At 70.7% G+C, this 19,117-nt stretch carries 13 protein-coding genes; 3 read left to right on the top strand and 10 right to left on the bottom strand.

Translation table 11 applies throughout. From position 1 onward, the window contains the following. Positions 1-125 precede the first annotated feature (125 nt). From ACFVH5_RS10880 to ACFVH5_RS10860, 5 genes are all read right to left on the bottom strand, one after another. The gene (locus ACFVH5_RS10880; protein WP_385833203.1) at positions 126-2,597 is read right to left on the bottom strand and encodes a galactose oxidase-like domain-containing protein; all 2,472 of its coding nucleotides are present in this window, start codon (positions 2,595-2,597) and stop codon (positions 126-128) included. Beyond that, positions 2,597-3,841, bottom strand: coding sequence for a glycosyltransferase (locus tag ACFVH5_RS10875; protein ID WP_385833202.1), 1,245 nt, complete (start codon positions 3,839-3,841; stop codon positions 2,597-2,599). Before ACFVH5_RS10875 ends, ACFVH5_RS10880 begins: the two co-directional genes overlap by 1 nt. Further along, a complete protein-coding gene (locus tag ACFVH5_RS10870) occupies positions 3,838-5,544 on the bottom strand; it encodes an ArnT family glycosyltransferase (protein WP_385833201.1) in 1,707 nt (568 codons plus the stop codon). Before ACFVH5_RS10870 ends, ACFVH5_RS10875 begins: the two co-directional genes overlap by 4 nt. After that, positions 5,541-6,917 carry a glycosyltransferase gene (locus tag ACFVH5_RS10865; RefSeq protein ID WP_385833200.1) on the bottom strand — a complete coding sequence of 459 codons (1,377 nt, stop codon included), beginning with the start codon at positions 6,915-6,917 and terminating at the stop codon, positions 5,541-5,543. Before ACFVH5_RS10865 ends, ACFVH5_RS10870 begins: the two co-directional genes overlap by 4 nt. 200 nt (positions 6,918-7,117) lie before the next feature. Further along, entirely contained in the window at positions 7,118-9,148 is a 2,031-nt protein-coding gene (locus ACFVH5_RS10860) for a thioredoxin domain-containing protein (RefSeq protein WP_385833199.1), read from the bottom strand. A gap of 635 nt (positions 9,149-9,783) precedes the next feature. On the opposite strand from ACFVH5_RS10860, the gene ACFVH5_RS10855 reads away from it, so the two are divergent. After that, positions 9,784-12,987 carry a tetratricopeptide repeat protein gene (locus ACFVH5_RS10855; protein ID WP_385833198.1) on the top strand — a complete coding sequence of 1,068 codons (3,204 nt, stop codon included), beginning with the start codon at positions 9,784-9,786 and terminating at the stop codon, positions 12,985-12,987. 127 nt (positions 12,988-13,114) lie between these two features. Here the strand turns inward: ACFVH5_RS10855 and ACFVH5_RS10850 are convergent, their stop codons facing one another. Then, entirely contained in the window at positions 13,115-13,396 is a 282-nt protein-coding gene (locus ACFVH5_RS10850) for a hypothetical protein (RefSeq protein ID WP_385833197.1), read from the bottom strand. A 1-nt stretch (position 13,397) separates the two neighbouring features. Then, positions 13,398-14,258 carry a mycothiol conjugate amidase Mca gene (mca, locus tag ACFVH5_RS10845; RefSeq protein ID WP_384812519.1) on the bottom strand — a complete coding sequence of 287 codons (861 nt, stop codon included), beginning with the start codon at positions 14,256-14,258 and terminating at the stop codon, positions 13,398-13,400. Positions 14,259-14,405: 147 nt separating this feature from the next. On the opposite strand from mca, the gene ACFVH5_RS10840 reads away from it, so the two are divergent. Then, complete coding sequence (locus ACFVH5_RS10840; protein WP_385833196.1) at positions 14,406-14,798, top strand: DUF4307 domain-containing protein; 393 nt, start codon at positions 14,406-14,408, stop codon at positions 14,796-14,798. A 269-nt stretch (positions 14,799-15,067) separates the two neighbouring features. Continuing rightward, positions 15,068-15,565: a transcription elongation factor GreA gene (gene greA, locus ACFVH5_RS10835; RefSeq protein WP_385833195.1), complete on the top strand. Its 498-nt coding sequence runs from the start codon at positions 15,068-15,070 to the stop codon at positions 15,563-15,565. Between the two features lie 93 nt (positions 15,566-15,658). Here the strand turns inward: greA and ACFVH5_RS10830 are convergent, their stop codons facing one another. From ACFVH5_RS10830 to ilvA, 3 genes are all read right to left on the bottom strand, one after another. Further along, positions 15,659-16,516 carry an ABC transporter permease gene (locus ACFVH5_RS10830; protein ID WP_384812459.1) on the bottom strand — a complete coding sequence of 286 codons (858 nt, stop codon included), beginning with the start codon at positions 16,514-16,516 and terminating at the stop codon, positions 15,659-15,661. Continuing rightward, complete coding sequence (locus ACFVH5_RS10825) at positions 16,513-17,541, bottom strand: ATP-binding cassette domain-containing protein (RefSeq protein ID WP_384812461.1); 1,029 nt, start codon at positions 17,539-17,541, stop codon at positions 16,513-16,515. The genes ACFVH5_RS10830 and ACFVH5_RS10825 overlap by 4 nt, the downstream gene beginning before the upstream one ends. 215 nt (positions 17,542-17,756) lie before the next feature. Next, the gene (gene ilvA, locus ACFVH5_RS10820; protein ID WP_385833194.1) at positions 17,757-18,986 is read right to left on the bottom strand and encodes a threonine ammonia-lyase; all 1,230 of its coding nucleotides are present in this window, start codon (positions 18,984-18,986) and stop codon (positions 17,757-17,759) included. Between the last annotated feature and the right edge of the window lie 131 nt (positions 18,987-19,117).

The following is a 19,117-nucleotide window of genomic DNA, read 5'->3' as shown; positions in this document are numbered from 1 at the left end:
GGCTGAGATCAGCCCGTCCGGCGCTTGTGGTTCGCTTGCGCATACGGTGTCTGGTCGGGTGCGGGTGCGTCGTGGCTGGGCGCGCAGTTCCCCGCGCCCCTAAAAGCTCCCGGTCGCGCCCCGGTTCAGCGCTTGACGTCTCCCTTTCCGCATGCCACGCCGTCCCCGTTGCGGTCGAGGCGGAGTGGGTCGTCCTTGCCGTTGATCTTCAGGGGGCCGTAGTCGTTCGACTTCAGCCAGGTGCAGCGGGACGCCGTCGTCTTCTTGACCGTGTCCGGGAAGACCGTCGGGACGCAGACGTTCGCGGAGCCGTAGTGGCGGTCGCAGCCCGCGATGGTCGGGCTGACCTTCGCGGCGGCGCGCTTCTTGCCGGGCTTCACGACCTTCCCCTCCAGCGAGTCCGCGAAGGCGTGGACGTGGCCCGAGGCGGCCTCCCCTGAAGCGGCTGCCAGGGCGGACGGGCCCTGGAGGTGCACCCACTTCGCGACCGACGGCACGCCGTTCGCGTCGACCGCGAAGAGCATGTACCAGCCGGGCGGGGCGAGGTTCGGGTTGCTCGTGACGTTCAGGTCGACGTTGTTGCCGTCGACGGAGAGCGGCAGGTCCACGAAGCGCTGGTTCGGGTCGGAGGAGTGGGTCACCGCGGCCGGACGGATCAGTTCGGCCCTGGCGATGGGGCGGTCGACCGTGATGCGTTGCGTGTCGCCGTACGTCCACTCGTTGTCGATGACCGAAGTGATCGCCGGACGCGGGCCCTTGAGCAGGTAGGGCGGGGTGTAGACGGACACGTTGTGGTTCCAGGTGCCGTTGCCCGGGTTGTCGCCGGTGGCCATCACGCGGCCGTCGGGGAGCAGGAACGCGGACGAGTGGTAGCCGCGGGCCTCGGGGTCGGCGGCCACCGGGTCGAAGGTGTTCGTCGCCGGGTCGTAGAGCGACGACTCGTACACCGGGTTGGCGCGGTTGTGCAGGGCGCCGCCCGTCTCCAGGACCTTGCCGTCGGGCAGCAGCACGGCAGACACGTACATCTTGCCCTGGGCGCCGGTCTGCGGGACCTTGCCGTTGCCGAGGTCGACGGTGCCCTGCGGGAGCGGTGGTCCGGCGACGTACGCCGGGTTCGCGGACTTGAGGTCGATGACGTCGGTCAGCCGGTTCGCGTCGGGGTTCGAGTCGATGTTGCCGCCGCCGATGGTGAGGACCTTCTGGTCCTGGGCCGGGGGCAGCAGCACGCTGGCCGACTGGTCGCGTTCGTCCTTGCGCTGCAGGCCGGGCACCTGGGTGGTGGTGTTGGCGTCGTAGTCGTAGATCGCCGAGCCCGTGCCGGGGATGTTGTTGCCGAAGGTGTGGCTGCCCGTGTAGAAAAGGCGGCCGTCCTGCATGAGGACCATCGTCGGGTACAGGCCCCAGTACGACCAGGTCTGGTTGACCTGCCACAGCGGCAGCCACTTGTTCTCGGCGTCCGACCAGCGCTCGGCCGTGACGGAACCGGTCGAGTCCTCCTTCAGCCCGCCGAAGGAGATCACGTCACCGTTGCCGAGGATCGTCGCCGACGGATACCAGTGCCCGTCGTTCATGTCGTTGGTCTTGCTGTACGTCTCGGTGACCGGGTCGAAGAGGTACGAGTCCTTGTAGCCCTGGTAGCCGATCGTGCCGTCGGCGGACGGATAGCCCTTGTTGCCGCTCATGACGAGGACGCGGCCGTCGTCGAGCTGCACATGGCCCGCGCAGAACATGTCCTTGGGCGTGGGGATCTGCTTGTACGTGCCGGTCACCGGGTTGTAGACCGCGCTGGTGAACGTGCCCGCCTCGAACATCTCCTCGCTGTTGCCGGAGCCCGCGATGAGCAGCACCTTGCCGTTGTTGAGGACGACGGAGTGCATGGAGCGGACCGGGTTCTGCGTGGGCAGCACGTCCCAGCGGCCGTTGGCGCACTGCTCGGCCGTGCCGGTGCACACCGGGTCGGGTACCGGGTCGGCGACCTGGTCCATCGTGTAGTCGTCGGTGGTCACGGAGCCGGTGCCGTAGACGGAGACGCCCCAGCTGATGCGGTCGGTGCCCGCGGGGACCTCGGGGGTACGGACCGTCGCCTCGGACCAGTTCGCGCTGATCGGGAGCGTCTTGAGGTCGGTCCAGTACTGCCAGCCGGCGGTCGTGTCGTGCCGGAAGAGTGTGAGGGAGGTGTCCGGGGTCGTCGACCTGTACCAGAGCCCGAGGTCGTACTGCCTGCCGACGCTCACCACCGGCGCGCACGCGGCGGACTCGGTGATCAGCGCCTTGCGGTCGCCCTCGGTACGGCGGGTCAGTTCGACCTTCATGGCCTTGGAGCCGGTGTGGGCGCCGCCGACGGTGGAGAAGGTGAAGTCGTTGTCGCCCCAGCCGGACTTCTCCCAGCAGTACGGCATGCCGTCGCCGCCCGTGCCCGCGGTCTCGAAGCCCGGGTTCTTCACGAGGTTGGCGGCGGAGGCCGGCTGCGGGACGGAGAGGAGCAGCCCCGAGGTGAGGGCTCCGACGGCGAGCAGGGTGGTGGTACGGCGTCCGGGGCGGGCCGGGTGTCGGGGGCGGGCCGGGCGGCCCGACGCCGGAGCGGGTCTGCGGAACATCAGCTGGGTCTCCTTGCTGTGCGGCTCCTTGCGCGGCGGCTCTTCCCGGCCGCCGCTCCTCCTGTGCGCCCTCCCTTCCGTGGCAGGTAGACCAGCGCCTCCGTGCCCGCGAACCGCAGGACGAAGGTGGTCACCAGGGCGAGTGCCGTGGCGGTGAGCGCGTTCATGCCGAACCGGCCCACGAGCAGCGCGATCAGCGGGATGCGCAGGACGAGGTCGGCGTTGGCGAGCAGCGCGAACCGGCCCGCCCTGTCCCACCAGTGCCGGTGCTGCCGCCGGTCCCGGAAGCACAGGTGCTCGATGAGCAGGAAGTTCCAGGCGACGCCGAACTGGTTGGCGACGATCTCGGCGGGCAGATAGTGCATCCCGGCGGCCGTCAGGGCCCACAGGCCGAGGAGGTTGGGCAGGAAGCCCGTCGCGCCGATCAGCCCGAAGACCACCATCCGGGCCACCGGCGAGGCCGTGCGCAGTCCGGCGAGGTGCCGCAGGAAGCGGAAGCCCTCCTGCGCGCTCGACTTGGACTCCCCCGCGAACCGGTCCTGGAAGACGAACGGCACCTCGGTGACCTGGCGGGGCCGGGCCCGTACGGCCATTTCGAGCAGGATCTTGTAGCCGAGGGGCTTCAGGACGTCCGCGGTGACCGCGCTGCGGCGGATCGCGAAGAAGCCGCTCATCGGGTCGCTGATACCGCGCAGCCGGTGCGGGAACAGCGTCTTCGTCAGCCAGGTGGCGCCGCGCGAGACGGCGACGCGGTAGCCGCCCGCCAGTCCCTCGCGGCTGCCGCCCTTGATGTAGCGGGAGGCGACGACGAGTCCGGCGGGGGCGCGTTCGCCCGCGGCCACCAACTCCGGCACCAGGGACGGTGGATGCTGCAGGTCGCCGTCCATGACGACGATCCAGTCGGAGGTCGCCGCCTGGAGGCCCTCGACGACGGCCCCGCCGAGTCCGCCGACGGGCTCCTCGCGGTGCAGCACGGTCACCGGGTACGGGCAGTCGCGGGCGGCCTCGCGGATCACCTCGGGGGTGTCGTCGGTGGAGTCGTCCACGAAGACGACCTCGCAGGGCAGGCGCGCGGGCACCGAGGCGGTGATCTGCCGCAGCAACTCGCGGATGTTCGCGGACTCGTTGAAGGTCGGCACGACGATGGTGACCGCGCCGGGCTCGGGGAGCGGGGAGGCCGAGCGCAGTGCCGAGTCGCTCAACTCCCCCGGCAGCTCGCCCGGGACGATGGACTCGTACGTCATCGGTCGCCGCCTTCCGTGGCCGCGGCGCCCGTGCCGCTCGCCGTGCTCTCCCTGCTCGCCCTGCTCTCCTCGCCGCCGTTCTCGATCCTGCGGATCTCGATGCGGTCCGGTCCCTCGCCGAAGGTGGCGACCGGTGTCGAGTGCTTCATCGCCTGCTTCACGTTGGGCAGGTCGACGGCGTCGCGCCGCACGGTCGGGGAGGCGACGACGTAGTCGAGGTCGCGCCAGCCGCGCGGCATGGTCTTCGTCACCGCGGGGTCGAGGTCGGCCTTGTAGAACCAGATGACGCCGAGGCCGGGCCGGTAGCCGGCGTGCACGAGGTCGAGCCAGAGCGCGTCGTCGACCAGGACGCGGGTGTCCTGCGGGTCGTCGACCTCGGTGGCCAGCCACTTCGAGGCGGCCCGGTAGGGGGCGTTGGCGTCGGTGGTGGCGGCGGTGCGGGCGCCGTCGTACCAGCGCGGCACGACGTACACGGCCGAGACCGCGACGAGCAGCGCCGCGACCGCGTACCGGCCGCGGGTGACGTACGTGCTCTCGTCGGCGGCACGCCATCTGCGCAGCACCCCGTGGGCGACGCTCGCCGTGCCTCCGGCGAGGACCAGTGCGAGGAACGGCAGGGCCTGGATGACGTACATCGCGGGCAGGTAGCCGTTCGGGCGCAGGGCGACCAGGGCGAGGACGGCGACGGTCAGGGCGGGTCCGGCGAGCGCCCGCGCGGTGACCGACCAGCGCCAGGTGACCAGGAGGAGCAGTGCGCCGGCCAGGCCGCCCAGCGGCAGGATGCGGTCGTAGTAGAGCCAGGACCGCAGGACCTCGTACGAGCCGGAGCCCTGGTCGAGGATGAAGCCCGAACCGGGCCTGGTCAGCTGGTATTCGAGGCCGTCCCAGAGCGAGACGTGTCCGGCGCCGGGGAACAGCTCGCCCTTGAGGAGGGCGAAGAGCGGGTACGACATGCCGATCAGGACGCAGGCCGTGACGGCTCCGGTGAGGGCGAACTTGCGGGTGTCGCGGTGGCTGTGGCGCCACATGGTGACGAGCACGGCCGGCAGGACGAAGATCATCGTCTCTTTGGTGAGGACCGCCGCCGCCGCGGCGAGTCCCGCCCCGAAGTGGTGCCAGAGGTGGCGGCTCGGGGAGGCGGCGAGGCAGAACGCGAGCAGCGTCCACATCACCGCGATGTTGTCGAGGAAGATCTCACGCTGGAGGACCACGGACAGCGGGGAGAGCCCGAACAGCAGCAGCGCGAGCGCGGCGGCCCAGCGGGGCAGGGACAGTCGGCGGGCCAGTACGTAGACGAGGACCGCGCTCACCGCGCTGACCAGCAGCATCACGATCCGCATCGAGCCGACCGTCATCGACTCGGGGCTGAGCAGGGACGGTATCCAGGTCAGGACGGCTATCTGTATCCAGCCGAGGGGCGGGTGGTCGTACCAGTACGTGTAGTGGGCGAGGCCGTCGCCCTGCTGTACGGACCAGGCCTGCGCGAGGTAGGTGCCCTCGTCGTCGCTGAGGGTCGGGTAGTCGGCGATGTTCCAGCCCTGCACGGTCATGACGGCCACGAGGAGGACGCCGCACAGGATCAGGTCGGCCTTCGAACGGCGCAGCCGGGAGGGTGCTGTTCGAGGTGTCGAACCGGTGGTGGGGACAGGTGTGCGCTGCGCGGGGACCTTGGAGGTGGTCACCGCGGGGAGGGTGGAGGTCACGCAGGGACGTCCTCTCGGGACCCGCGGGCCACGGCCGCGGCTTCGGTGTCGGCATCGGTGGCGGCGCCGTTCACGGGTGCGGTGGCGGTGGCGATGTCGGCGCCCTTGCCGATGTCGTTGCCGGAGTGAGGGCCGGTGTCGGTGAGGTGCGCGCCGACGTGGCTGGTCAGCTCCCAGTCGTTGCGGCCCCGCTGCTCGCGCCAGACGGCCCGGACGGCCGCCCCGGCGAGGAGCACCTGGTAGAAGGGGCCGCCGACGACGAGCTTGAGGTAGTGGACGAAGCGGACGCGCAGCCCGTACTGCTTGCCGAAGTCGTGCAGTCCGACGAGTTCGAAGACGAACGTGACGAACGCGGTGACGGCCGGCAGGAAGGTGATGAAGGCGACGCCGACGGGGACGTCGAGGAAGAGCGCGACGGCCACGTTGAGCGGGATGATCACGCCGGAGATCGCCTGGAGGTACGGGGTCATCAGGGTGTAGCGGGCGAGCAGGCGCTGGCCGAAGCCGGGGAGCTGCTTCCAGTCCTTCTTGCGGTAGACCTGGAGGAATCCCTGGTTCCACCGGGTGCGCTGCTTGAGCAGCGACATCAGGCTGCCGGGCGTCTCCTCCTTGGTCACCATGTCGGAGTCGTACGCGACGACGACCTTCTTGCCGACGCTGGAGAGCCGTACGCCCAGGTCGCAGTCCTCGGCGAGGCAGTCGGGGTCCCAGCCGTCGGCCTCCCGCAGGACGTCCGTGCGGACGAAGACGGTGTTGCCGCCCAGCGGGATGAAACCTTTCTGCGCATGAAGGTGGAGCCGCGAACGGAACCAGAAGAAGTACTCCAGGCAGTTGCGCAGGCTGTACCAGCTGGAGTGGAAGTTGATGAGCTGGACGCCGCCCTGGACGACGTCCGCGCCGGTGGTGCGGAAGGCGTGGTCGACGTGCGCGAGCAGCTCCGGATGGACCTGGTCCTCGGCGTCGAAGACTCCGACGACATCGCCGCGGCAGTACGGCAGCGCCGTGTTCATGGCCTTCGGCTTGTTCTTCTTCTCGTGGGTGTCGACGACCACACGCACCCGCGGGTCGCGGGCCTCGGCGTGCCGGGCCACCTCGGTGGTGTCCGGGTCGTCGTGGCCGACGATCACGATGATCTCGAAGTCGGTGTGGCTGGATTCCAGCAGGCGCTGGATGGTGTGGTCGAGGACGGCCTGCTCGTGCCTCGCGGGCAGCAGCAGCGAGAAGGACACGTGCTCGCCCCCGTCCGGACTGCTGAACCGGGTGGAGGCGAGCACCTCGGGCGTGCGCCACGCGTGCATCTGCCACCACAGGGTGAAAGCAGCCATCCAGAAAAGGGCGAGCGAAACGACAGCGATGAAGACAGACGCCAGCAAAAGATCCCCCCAGGATCCCCAGAACCCCCTGTCACGACAGCGAGTCACTCCTGTCGTGTCCGGGACAGAGACTATGGGGATTCTGTGAAGTCCGGGAGGTGTTCTGATAAATAGCGTGTTTCGGAATGCTCGGTCGACTAGTAGGACGTATCCGAACACCTGCGCACATCGAACCTCGGCATGCCTGGTGTTTCCCCTGCTCAGCGCCCCAGTGCCGCCCGGAGGCGGTCGACGTCGGTCGTCGGGGCGTCACAGGTGAAATTACGGCAGACATACGCGGTCGGTTCATTGTCGACAAGTGACCGGTGTGCCAGCAGGGGCAGTTCGTCACTGTCCGCAGTGCCCACGGCGACGACCGCGCCGGGTGCGGTGGCGAGCAGCGCGGCGCGGTGCAGCTCCCCGGTGGCCGGATTGTCACCCGGTCCGACGACCGCCACCTCGCACGGTCCGTCCAACTGCGCCTCGGCGGTGGCCAGACCCCAGCCGATGAACCGCGGGGCGCGCGGCCCGAGCGCCTTGACCACGCCCAACGCCCGTTCCGCGGCCGTCCGATGGGGCTCCGAGCCGGTCTGGGCCGCATAGCTGAGCAGGGCGCCGGCCGCCGCGCTCCAGCCGGAGGGCGTGGCGTTGTCGGTCGGGTCCTGCGGGCGGCGGATGAGCTTCTCGGCGTCGGCCGCCGTGTCGTACAGGGCTCCCGACTTCTCGTCGGTGAACTGCACGAGGACGTGGTCGAGCAGGAAGCCGGCGAACTCCAGCCAGACGCCCTCGCCGGTCACCGAGGCCAGCGCGAGGAAGCCCTCCGCGACGTCCGCGTAGTCCTCCAGCACCCCCGCGTGCGCGCCGACGCGCCCGTCCTTGCTGGTACGGGCGAGCCGCGCGTGCTCGTCCAGATGGAGCCGTACGAGGAGGTCTGCCGCCGCGAGCGCCGCGTCGACGAGGTCGGGCCTCTCGAAGTACGCGCCGGTCTCGGCCAGCGCGGCGATCGCGAGCCCGTTCCAGGCGGCGACGACCTTGTCGTCCCGGCCGGGAGCGGGACGGCCGTCGCGCGCCTCCTTCAGACGGGCCTTGACGGACTCGACCCGTGCGGCGTCGAACACGCCCTCGCTCTGCGGCAGTTGCAGGACGGAGGCGCCCTCCTCGAAGGTGCCTTCCTCGGTCACACCGAAGTAGTCGGTGGCGAGGCGCGCGTCCTCGTCGCCCAGCACGTCACGCAACTGCTGCGGCGTCCACGCGTAGTACGCGCCCTCGACGTGCTGTCCCGTGCCGTCGTCGCTGTCGGCGTCGAGCGCGGAGGCGAACCCGCCCTCGTTCGTGCGCAGTTCGCGGACCATGAAGTCGGCGGTCTCCAGGGCGACCCGGCGGGCCAGGTCCGACCCGGTGGTGCGCCACAGATGCGCGTACACGCGGCACAGCAGCGCGTTGTCGTACAGCATCTTCTCAAAGTGGGGCACCACCCACTCACGGTCGACGGAGTAGCGGGCGAAACCGCCGCCGAGCTGGTCGTAGATACCGCCGCGGGCCATGTGCTCGCAGGTGTCGGCGGCCATCTGGAGCGCGCCCTCGGACCCGGTGCGGGCGTGGTGGCGCAGCAGGAACTCGACCGCCATGGACGGCGGGAACTTGGGCGCCCCGCCGAAACCGCCGTGGGTGGCGTCGTACTCGCGGGTGAGCCCGAGCAGCGCCTGCGCGAGGTCGCCCTCGCCGGGCAGCTGCGCGTCGCCGAAGCCGATCTCGCGGCCGGCGAGATCGCGCACGATCTTCCGGGCGACCTCGTCGACCTCGTCCCGCCGGTCGGTCCACGCGCCGCGCACGCCTTCGAGGACCTGCCGGAAGGAGGGGCTGCCGTGCCGGGGCTCGGGCGGGAAGTAGGTACCGAAGTAGAACGGCTCGGCGTCGGGCGTCAGGAAGACGGTCATGGGCCAGCCGCCCTGCCCGGTCGCCGCCTGCACGGCCTCCATGTACACGGCGTCGACGTCGGGGCGCTCCTCGCGGTCGACCTTGACGTTCACGAAGTGCGTGTTGAGGTAGTCGGCCGTCTGCTCGTCCTCGAACGACTCGTGAGCCATGACATGGCACCAGTGGCAACTGCTGTAACCGACGCTCAGCAGCACCGGTTTACCCGTCCGGCGCGCCTCCTCGAAGGCCTCGGCCGACCAGGGCCACCAGTCGACGGGGTTGTCGGCATGCTGCAGAAGGTAGGGGGACGTCTCGTGGGCCAGTCGATTCGACATGAAGCCCATCCTGCCGCAGGGGGAGGGGGGTGGTGGGAAGCGGTGGGGGGTGCGCGGCGAGCACGGCTGCGGCTGCGGCTGCGGCTGCGGCTGCGGCGAGCATGCCGGGCGCCACCGGCGCCCTTCAGGGGCGCGAGGAACTGCGCGCTCAACCCCCACCGGCCCGCAGCCGCACCACAACCCCAGCCTCCCCACCCCAACGGCGCAGGCAGCCACGGCGGCTGCGGCAAACACACAGGGCGCCACCGGCGCCCTTCAGGGGCGCGAGGAACTGCGCGCTCAACCCCCACCCGGCCGCAGCCGCACCACAGCCCCAGCCTCCCCACCCCAACGGCGCGGGCAGACACGCCGGGCGCGGCGGGCGGGCGCGGCGGGCACCGCCGACGGTGCCGGCACGGCGGACGGGCAAACGTGCCGGCCACAGATCACCCGCGCGCGTCGCCGAACACCGGTACGGCCCAAGGATCACCCGCGCGGCCCGCGGATCATCCGGTTCCCGCGGGGGTAGGTACTGGGTTCGGGCTCCCGGATGGGCGTGCGCATGCCAGGGAACGCGCCAGTGGGTCCCTCGCCTTCCCCGCTCATCCGCAGGACACTTGACCAGGAAAGCCGTTGTCGGCGGAGGGGGACGCGAAATGCGGGACAGCCATCGGGCGGAGGCCGAACGGCTGTTGGTGCGGGCCGTGGAGGAGGAGGTCCGGCGCTCGGGCGGGCGGGTCGACGGGAGCGTACTGCTGTCGCGGGCACGGGCCTCGCTGGACACGATGGCGCAGACGGCCGCCGAGGAGTACGAGGCCTACACGCAGGCGACGGACGAGGCCGAGGCGGGCCGGCTGACCTTCGGGCAGCGCTACGCGCGCGAGGGCGCCGGAACTCCCCTGCTGGTGGCGGCAGTCGCCGCGCTCACGGCCGTGGTCGCGGACCTGGCGCTGGGCGCTGGCACGGGCACGGCGGTCGGCGCGGGCGCGGTCGTCGGCGTCGTGGGCGCGGCGACCACGGTGGCGAAGGTGACGGCGTCCCATCTGCCGGCCGCGAGCCGCCGGGCGGGAGCCCTCGGCCAGCCCGGCGGTCCCGAACAGCTGCGCCTGACCTGGCTGACCGCCCTGGAGGTCCGCGGGATCCGGCCCTTCTTCGACCAGCAGCGCGTGTTCAACGCCGCCACCGGGGCGAAGAAGGGCGCACCCCAGCTGCGGCGCACGGACAAGAGCGCGGCGGCCCGGCGGCGCAGCGTCCTGGAGCAGTCGTTCGGGCAACTTCCCGAGCCGGTCGGGCCGTTCGCGGGCCGCCGCCAGGAGCTGCTGCGGATCGCGCAGTGGGTGCACGCGGCCCGCGCGAGCACCGAGACCAGGCCGACGGTGGTCGTCCTGCACGGCGCGCCGGGTTCCGGCCGCAGCACCCTCGCCGTCCGGGCGGCGCACGAGCTGAAGGACCAGTTCCGCGGCGCGTGCGTGGTGGACCTGCGGGGCGACAGCGCGGAGGAGCCGCCGCTGACCACCCGCGACGCGCTGCTCCACCTGTTGAACCGGCTGGGCGCGCCCCGTGAACAGCTCCTGTTCCGTGAGCGTTCTTCGCAGGACCAGCAGGTCAGGCGGCTCGCCGAGTTGTACCACCAGCATCTGACCGGCCTGCCGGTGACGATCGTGCTGGACGACGCCAGCGATCTGGAGCAGGTGCGCACGCTCGTGCCGGAGCGCTCCGACAGCCTGGTCGTCGTCACCGCCCGCAAACCCCTGGACCTGCCCGCCGACCTGCCCGCCTGGGTGCACCAGCTCGCGGTGGAACCACTGGCCGCGCCGGGCGCCGAGGAACTTCTGAAGGCGTCCGCCCAGGACGCCTCGGCCCCGTACGACGCCGAAGCCGCGGACGAGATCAGGGAGTTGTGCGGCGGACTGCCCCTGGCGCTGCGCGTCGCCGGCTCGTCCCTCGGCCCGCGCACACCGCGCCGGCTCGCCACCGACCTGGCGGCGTACGGTCCGGTCGAGCCGGTCGAACGGGTGCTGTGGCTGCGCTACACGGACCAGCCGGACCCGGCGAGGCGGCTGCTGCGGCGGCTCGCCCTGGCGGGCCGCGCCTCGCTGGGGGCCGCCGCGGCGGCGGCCCTGCTCGCGACGGACGAGGCGGAGGCGACCCGCCATCTGGAGGCCCTGTCCCGCGCGGGTCTGATCGACCACGTCCGCGGCAGCCGCTACCGCCTGCACGATCTCGTACGGGCCTTCGCGCAGGCCCGTCTCCTCGACGAGGAGGATCCGGCCGAGCGTACGGCCGCGCAGGAACGTCTCATCGTGAACTACGGCGAGCTGGCCGACTCGGTGATCCGCCTGGTCGACGGCAAGACGTCGACCCGCGCGGACCAGTTCGGACCGCACGGGTTCACTTCGCTGGACGCGGCCCTGCGCTGGCTGGACGACGAGTCGAGCTTCATCACGGCGGCACTGCGGCACGCGGAGGGCGTGAACCAGGCGGCGGTGCTCAACCTCCTGGGCGCCCTGTGCGACTACTGCCTGCTGCGCGGCGATCTCTACCGGCTGGGCGAGATCAGCGAGTTGACGCAGGCCGTCGACCAGGGGCTGCTGGTGCGCTCGGTCCAGTGGCGCACGGGCATCGCGGCCCGTCAGCTCGGCGAACTCGACAAGGCCCGTACGACCCTGACGTCGGTGGTCGACCTCTACTTCGAGGCCCATCACGACGCGGGCGCGGCACGGGCGTTGTGTTCGCTCGGGATCACCCTCCACCACCAGGGCAATCTCACCGAGGCGGCGGTGAAGCTCCAGGAGGCCCTGGACCTGCAGGCCTCCCCCGACCTCGCGGCGGACCGTGCCTGGACGATGCACGCTCTGGCGGCCGTGGAGCGCGACCGGGCGAGGCTGCGCGAGGCGCTCGACCTGCTCACGCAGGCCCTGGACCTGCACCGCGAGGGCGAGTCGGTGCACGGCGAGGCGTGGGCGCACTACCAGCTCGGCCAGCTCGGCCTGCGCATGGGCGACGTACCGCGCGCCGAGTCCGAACTGCGCGACGCGCTCGACCTGTACGGGCGTACGCGCGACGCGCGCGGCGAGGCGTGGGCGCTGACCCAGCTGGCCCGGGCCCGGCTGGTCGACGGCGACCCGTCCGCCGCCGTGGACGGTCTGCGCCAGGCGGCCTCCCGCCACCGCGAGAACGAGGACTCCCGGGGCGAGGCCTGGACGGTGTACTACCTGGGCCAGTCGCTGGAGGAGACCGGCAACCTCGACCAGGCGGTCCGTGAGCTGGAACGGTCCCGGACGATGTTCTCGCGCATCCGCGACGTCTACGGTCTGGCCTGCGCCCGCCACCACTCGGCCCGGGTGACCCGCGACCAGCGCGCCGCGCAGACCGGTTCGCTGCGCAACTCCGGCTTCGCCCGTCAGCTCCTGGTGGACGCGCGCGCCGACTTCCAGCGGATCGGCGTCGCCCACGGCGAGGCCTGGACCTGCCTGGAACTGGCGGTGGTCGACGCGGGCAACGCCCGTACGCAGTCGGGGCTGGCCCTGTGCGACGAGGCGACCGCGCTCTTCGCCTCCTACGGCGACCGCCGCGGCGAGGACTGGGCCCGCTTCCTGCGCTGCACGCTCCTGCCGTACGCGTCCCCCGGCGGCGTCGAGGTGGGCACGGCCGTGGCCCAGGAGGAGCTGTCCCAGCTCTCCCGCACCGGCCACCCGTCCCGCGACGGGAAACTGGACGACTACATCGAGGCGTACCAGCTCCTCCTGGAACGGGGAGCGGACCTGGAGTCCGGCTGGCAGGCCTGGCGCCTGGGCATGGTCCCGAACCGGCATGCGCGGGAGGTCATGGGGGTGGCGGTCTCGGCGGAGCGGACGTGACAGCGCCGTGCCCCGCGGCGACCCGCGGATGTGGCTGATCCGGCGATGCCTTCCGGGCATCACCGGATCAGGGCGCCGACGCCGACGCGGTCGTGACCGCGGTCACGATCGTGGTCGCGTCCGGGGCTCAGCCCTTAGCGGGCGAAGCCGTCCCCCCGGAACCGGAGCCGGAACCGGGGGCGGAGCCGGTCGAGCCGGATGCCGCCTTCCCGGCGGGTTCCGCCTTCGGGTCGGCGTCCTCCTTGAAGTCGACCCTTCCCAGCTGCCGGTTCATGGACTTCATCAGGCCCCAGACCGCCAGGGCCATCACCGCGAAGACGATGAAGCCGAGGACACCGGGGGTGACCTTGTTCTCGTCGACCTCCTTGGCGAGAGGGACGAGGTGCGTCAGTGCCAGGCTTGCGCTCATATCAGGCATTGTCGCGGATGCCCGCGAAGAGGTCGTCCTCGGGGAGGGATGTGTCGACGAGGGACTTCGCCAGCTCGTACTCCTCCGTCGGCCAGACCTCCTTCTGGAGCTCCATCGGGACGCGGAACCAGCCGCCCTCGGGGTCGATCTGCGTGGCGTGCGCGATGAGGGCCTTGTCGCGGATCTCGTAGAAGTCCGCGCACGGGACGTGCGTCGTCAGCGTGCGCTCGGCGCGCTCGAACTCGTCCCACCGCTTGAGCCAGTCCCCGTACGGCGACTCCAGGCCCCGGTCCAGCATGGCGTGGTGCAGCGCCTCGGTGCGCGGGCGGTTGAAGCCCTGGTTGTAGTAGAGCTTCTGCGACCGGAAGGCCGGGCCGAACTCCGACTCCGGGTACTTCTCGGTGTCGGCCGCGCCCTCGAACGCCACCATCGAGATCTTGTGGGTCATGATGTGGTCGGGGTGCGGGTAGCCGCCGTTCTCGTCGTAGGTGGTGATCACCTGCGGACGGAACGAGCGGATCTTGCGGACCAGCTCACCGGCGGCCTTGTCGACGTCCTCCAGGGCGAAGCACCCCTCGGGCAGCGGCGGCAGCGGGTCGCCCTCGGGCAGGCCCGAGTCCACGAAGCCCAGCCATTCCTGCTTGACGCCGAGGATCTCGCGGGCCTCGTCCATCTCCTTCTTGCGCACCTCGTGGATGTGCTCCTCGACGTACTTGTCGCCCTGCAGCTTGGGGTTGAGAATGGAGCCGCGCTCCCCGCCCGTGCAGGTCACGACCAGCACGTCCACCCCCTCGGACACGTACTTCGCCATGGTGGCCGCGCCCTTCGACGACTCGTCGTCGGGGTGGGCGTGCACGGCCATCAGTCGCAGCTGGTCAGTCAAGACTCAATCCTCAGTAAGTCGGCGCCCCAGTGTGAAACGGCGCGATCGGCCCTCCTATAGTGACCGAACCGGCGGGCGAAAAATTCCGGGCCCCGGCCCGGCGGCCCCGCCCCGGAAAGGACGATCATGAGTACGGTGCAGCTGCCCGAGGGCCGGTACGGTCGCTCCGCGGACGCGCGCGCCGACCGCAAACTCAAGGTCATCGGTTCCGTGCTCGGCGTGGCCCTGCTCGCACTGATCGGCTATTTCGCCTTCCACTACGTGGCCGGTAACAAGATCAGCGCCGAGGTCATCAGTTTCGACGCCTCGGACTCCGCCGTGAAGGTCCATCTCGAGGTCCGCAAGGACTCGGGTGTGACGGGCTACTGCACGATCCGCTCCCAGGCCGAGGACGGCGCCGAGGTCGGCCGCGCGGACTTCCGCTTCGACCAGGACGCGAACCGCGTCGACAAGGTCCTCACGCTGCGCACGACGGCCCCCGGCACGACCGCGGAACTCCTCGGCTGCCACGCGGACTGAGCCGCGGACCGGCCCTCGGGACCGGTTCACTCCGGGCCCCGCCCCACCGTGCGAACCGTGCGGCTCCGTGGCCGCGGCGGACCACACGCGACACTGACGGATGTCACTCCCGGCCCCTCTGCACTGACCTGCGTGGACGTAATTCTGATGGCTTATGTCCTCCCCCTTCGGCCCGTGAATTGTTAGGCTCGTGGTTTCGCCCACCCGAGAAGGAACATTCTTCTGGGTAGGGCGATGCTTTGTATTCCCAGTACCTACGAGGAGCACCTGTGACCCAGACCAGCGAGAACGTCACCTGGCTGACCCAGGAGGCGTACAACCAGCTCAAGGCCGAGCTGGAGCACCTGTCTGGTCCTGCGCGCGCGGAGATCACGGCCAAGATCGCGGCCGCGCGCGAGGAGGGCGATCTGCGTGAGAACGGCGGGTACCACGCGGCCAAGGAGGAGCAGGGCAAGCAGGAGCTCCGGGTGCGCCAGCTGACCCAGCTCCTGGAGAACGCCAAGGTGGGCGAGGCTCCGACGGCCGGTGGTGCGGTCGCGCCCGGCATGGTCGTCACCATCGCCTTCGACGGCGACGAGGACGACACGCTCACCTTCCTGCTCGCTTCGCGCGAATACGCGAGCTCCGAGATCGAGACGTACTCGCCGCAGTCCCCGCTGGGCTCCGGTGTGAACGGCAAGAAGATCGGCGAGGACGCCCAGTACGAGCTGCCGAACGGCAAGCTCGCCTCGGTGAAGGTCCTCGAAGCCAAGCCGTACGCCGCGTAACCCCGTCCACGGCGTCGCCCTGGCGAGCCCCCGGTGCCTGCGCGCCGGGGGCTTCTCCGTGCCTGTTCGACCGCACCTGCCCGACCGGGTCGCTCAGCCGTCCGCCTTGCGGTACTTGCGTACCGCAAGGGTGCGGAAGAGGACGATGATCAGCACGGACCAGATCACCGAGGCCCAGACGGGATGCTGCATGGGCCAGGCGCTGGACTCCACCACGCCCGGGTTGCCGAACAGCACACGGCACGCCTGCACCGTGGCACTGAACGGGTTCCACTCGGCGATGTGCCGCAGCCAGGGAGTCATCTGGCTGGAGTCCACGAAGGCGTTCGAGATGAACGTCACCGGGAACAGCCAGATGATCCCGCCCGAGGTCGCCGCCTCGGGCGTGCGCACGGACAGGCCGATCAGAGCGCCGATCCAGGTGAAGGCGTACCCGAGGAGGAGCAGCAGGGCGAAGGCCGCCAGGACCCTGGCCGCGTTGGTCGGCTCCGCGGAACCGGTGCGCCAGCCCACGAGCAGCGCGACGACCGCGAGGACGAGCAGCGTGATGGCCGTCTGGACGAGGTCGGCGACGGTCCGGCCGGTCAGCACCGCGCCGCGGGCCATCGGCAGGGAGCGGAAGCGGTCGACGAGCCCCTTCTGCATGTCGTCCGCGATACCGGCGGCGGATCCCGCGGTGGCGAACGTGACGGTCTGCGCGAAGATGCCCGCCATCAGGAAGTTCTTGTAGACGTCCGGGTCGGTGGTGCTCCCGATCTGCATCGAGCCGCCGAAGACGTACGTGAACATGACCACGAACATCACCGGCTGGATGATCCCGAACAGGATCATCTCGGGGATCCTGGTCATACGGATCAGGTTGCGCTTGGCGACGACCAGGGAGTCCCGGACGGACTGCCCGAGGGAGCCTCCCGGGGCCACGGTCCGCACGGCATCGGTGACGGCGCTCACTTGGCGGCCTCCTTCTTGCGCTTGGATCCCCTGGACCCCTTGGATCCCTCGGTGTCGGCGCTCTCGCCGTTCTCCGCGTCCTTCTGCTCGGCGAGGTGGCCGGTCAGGGACAGGAACACGTCGTCGAGCGTGGGGCGGCGCAGACCGATGTCGTCGATCTCGATGCCCCGGGCGTCCAGCTCACGGATGACCTCCGCGAGGAGCTTCGCGCCGCCGGAGACGGGCACGGTGAGCCGGCGGGTGTGGTCCTCGACGGTGGTCTCCCCCTTGCCGAAGCCCCGCAGGACCTCATCGGCGGTCGCGATGTGCTCGCGGTCGTGCACCACGACCTCCACGCGCTCGCCGCCGGTACGGGCCTTGAGCTGGTCGGAGGTGCCGCGGGCGATGACCTTGCCGTGGTCGACGACGCAGATGTCGTGCGCGAGGTGGTCGGCCTCTTCGAGGTACTGGGTGGTCAGCAGCAGCGTCGTACCGCCGGAGACCAGCTGTTTGATGACCTCCCACAACTGCTGGCGGTTGCGCGGGTCGAGGCCGGTCGTCGGTTCGTCCATGAACATGACCGGCGGCGAGACGACGAGCGCCGCCGCGAGGTCGAGCCGGCGGCGCATACCGCCTGAGTAGGTCTTGGCCGTCCGGTCGGCGGCCTCCGTGAGGTTGAACTGCTCCAGCAGCTCGACCGCGCGGACCTTCGCCTGCTTGGCCCTCATCTGGTAGAGCTGGCCGACCATGTGGAGGTTCTCACGGCCCGTCAGATACTCGTCGACCGCGGCGAACTGGCCGGACAGACCGATCGACCGTCGTACCTCGTTCGGGTGCTTCAGTACGTCGATGCCCGCGACGACCGCCTTGCCGCTGTCGGGCCGGAGCAGGGTGGTGAGGCAGCGGACGGCCGTGGTCTTGCCCGCGCCGTTCGGCCCGAGCAGGCCGAGGACGGTGCCCTCCGGGACATCGAGATCGACGCCGTCCAGAGCCCTTACGTCGCCGAAGGTCTTCACCAGGCCTTCGGCGTAGATGGCTCCTGGCATGTGAGTCTCCCAATGGTTGGGGATCCAGTGAAAAGTGATGGGTGAGCGACTATTTTCGCCCGTTTTGCTCCGGCGGGCGAGTGAATATCGCAGCTCACCCGGACAGTCAGTGACGAGAGACACACCATAACGCGATGTATCGCGTTTCCTCAAGCGGTTTTCCCGGCCCGGTTTCCGTGCGTTCCTCCCCCGTCGCGTTCCTCCCCCGTCCGACCTCAGTCGATGACCGTGTAGCCCGCCCGCCGCAGCGCCGAGTTCACCTCGGCACAGTGCTCGGGGCCCTTCGTCTCCAGGTGCAGCTCGACCTCCACCTCCGTGAGTCCGAGCCGCGGATCGGTCCGCACGTGACTCACGTCGAGGACGTTAGCGTCGACCACTGACAACACCCCGAGAAGCGTGGCCAGGGCCCCGGGCCGGTCCGTCAGCCGCAGCGTCACCGCGAGGTAGCGGCCGTTCGCGGCCATGCCGTGCCGCAGGATGCGCTGCATCAGCAGCGGATCGACGTTCCCGCCGGACAGCAGCGCGACGACCGGGCCCTCGAAGGCGCCCGGCTCGCTCATGATCGCCGCGACCGGGCTCGCACCGGCCGGCTCGACGACCAGTTTGGCCCGCTCCAGACAGAGCAGCAGCGCGCTGGACAGCGCGTCCTCGGACACCGTACGGATCTCGTCCACCAGATCGTCGATGAGCCGGAACGGCACGTCCCCCGGCCGTCCGACCTTGATCCCGTCGGCCATCGTCGCCGGATTCTCGACCGACACCGGACGCCCGGCCGCCAGCGAGGGCGGGTACGCGGCCGCCCCCGCCGCCTGCACCCCCACGATCCGCACGTCCGGCCGCAGCGCCTTCACCGCGACCGCGACACCCGCGGCGAGCCCGCCACCGCCGATCCCCACGACGATCGTGCGCACCTCGGGGCACTGCTCCAGGATCTCCAGGCCCACCGTGCCCTGCCCGGCGATGATGTCGGGGTGGTCGAAGGGGTGGATGAAGACGGCGCCCGTCTCGGCCGCGTACTCCTGCGCGGCGGCCAGCGTCTCGTCCACCACCGTGCCGTGCGTCCGCACCTCGGCGCCGTAGTGCATGGTCGCCGCGACCTTCGGCAGCGGGGCGCCCGACGGCATGAACACCGTGGAGCGCACACCGAGCAGCGAGGAGGCCAGGGCGACGCCCTGCGCGTGGTTGCCCGCGCTGGCCGCGACCACTCCGGCCGCCCGTTCCTCGGGGAGGAGCCCGGCGATCCGCACGTACGCGCCGCGCAGTTTGAACGAACCGGTGCGCTGGAGGTTCTCGCACTTGAGGTGGACCGGCGCGCCCACCAGGCCGGACAGATGCCTGCTGCCCTCCATGGCAGTCATCCGCGCCACGCCGGAGAGCATCTTCTGTGCGCCGCGCACATCGTCGAGGGTCACCGGCGGCAAGGGGTCGGCCGTGCGATAGCTCATGACCGTCAGTCTCGCAGTTCACAACCCGCCACAGCGGGCGTGACCAACGTCCGAGACCGGTTTCCTCAGCGCCGGTACGGCCCGCCCCCCGTCCGCGTACTCTGTCCCCCAACCCAGCCCCACGCATGAAT

The sequence above is a fragment of the Streptomyces sp. NPDC127119 genome, from assembly GCF_042677425.1.
GTDB lineage: Bacteria > Actinomycetota > Actinomycetes > Streptomycetales > Streptomycetaceae > Streptomyces.
This window is presented reverse-complemented; position numbering and strand designations above follow the sequence as displayed.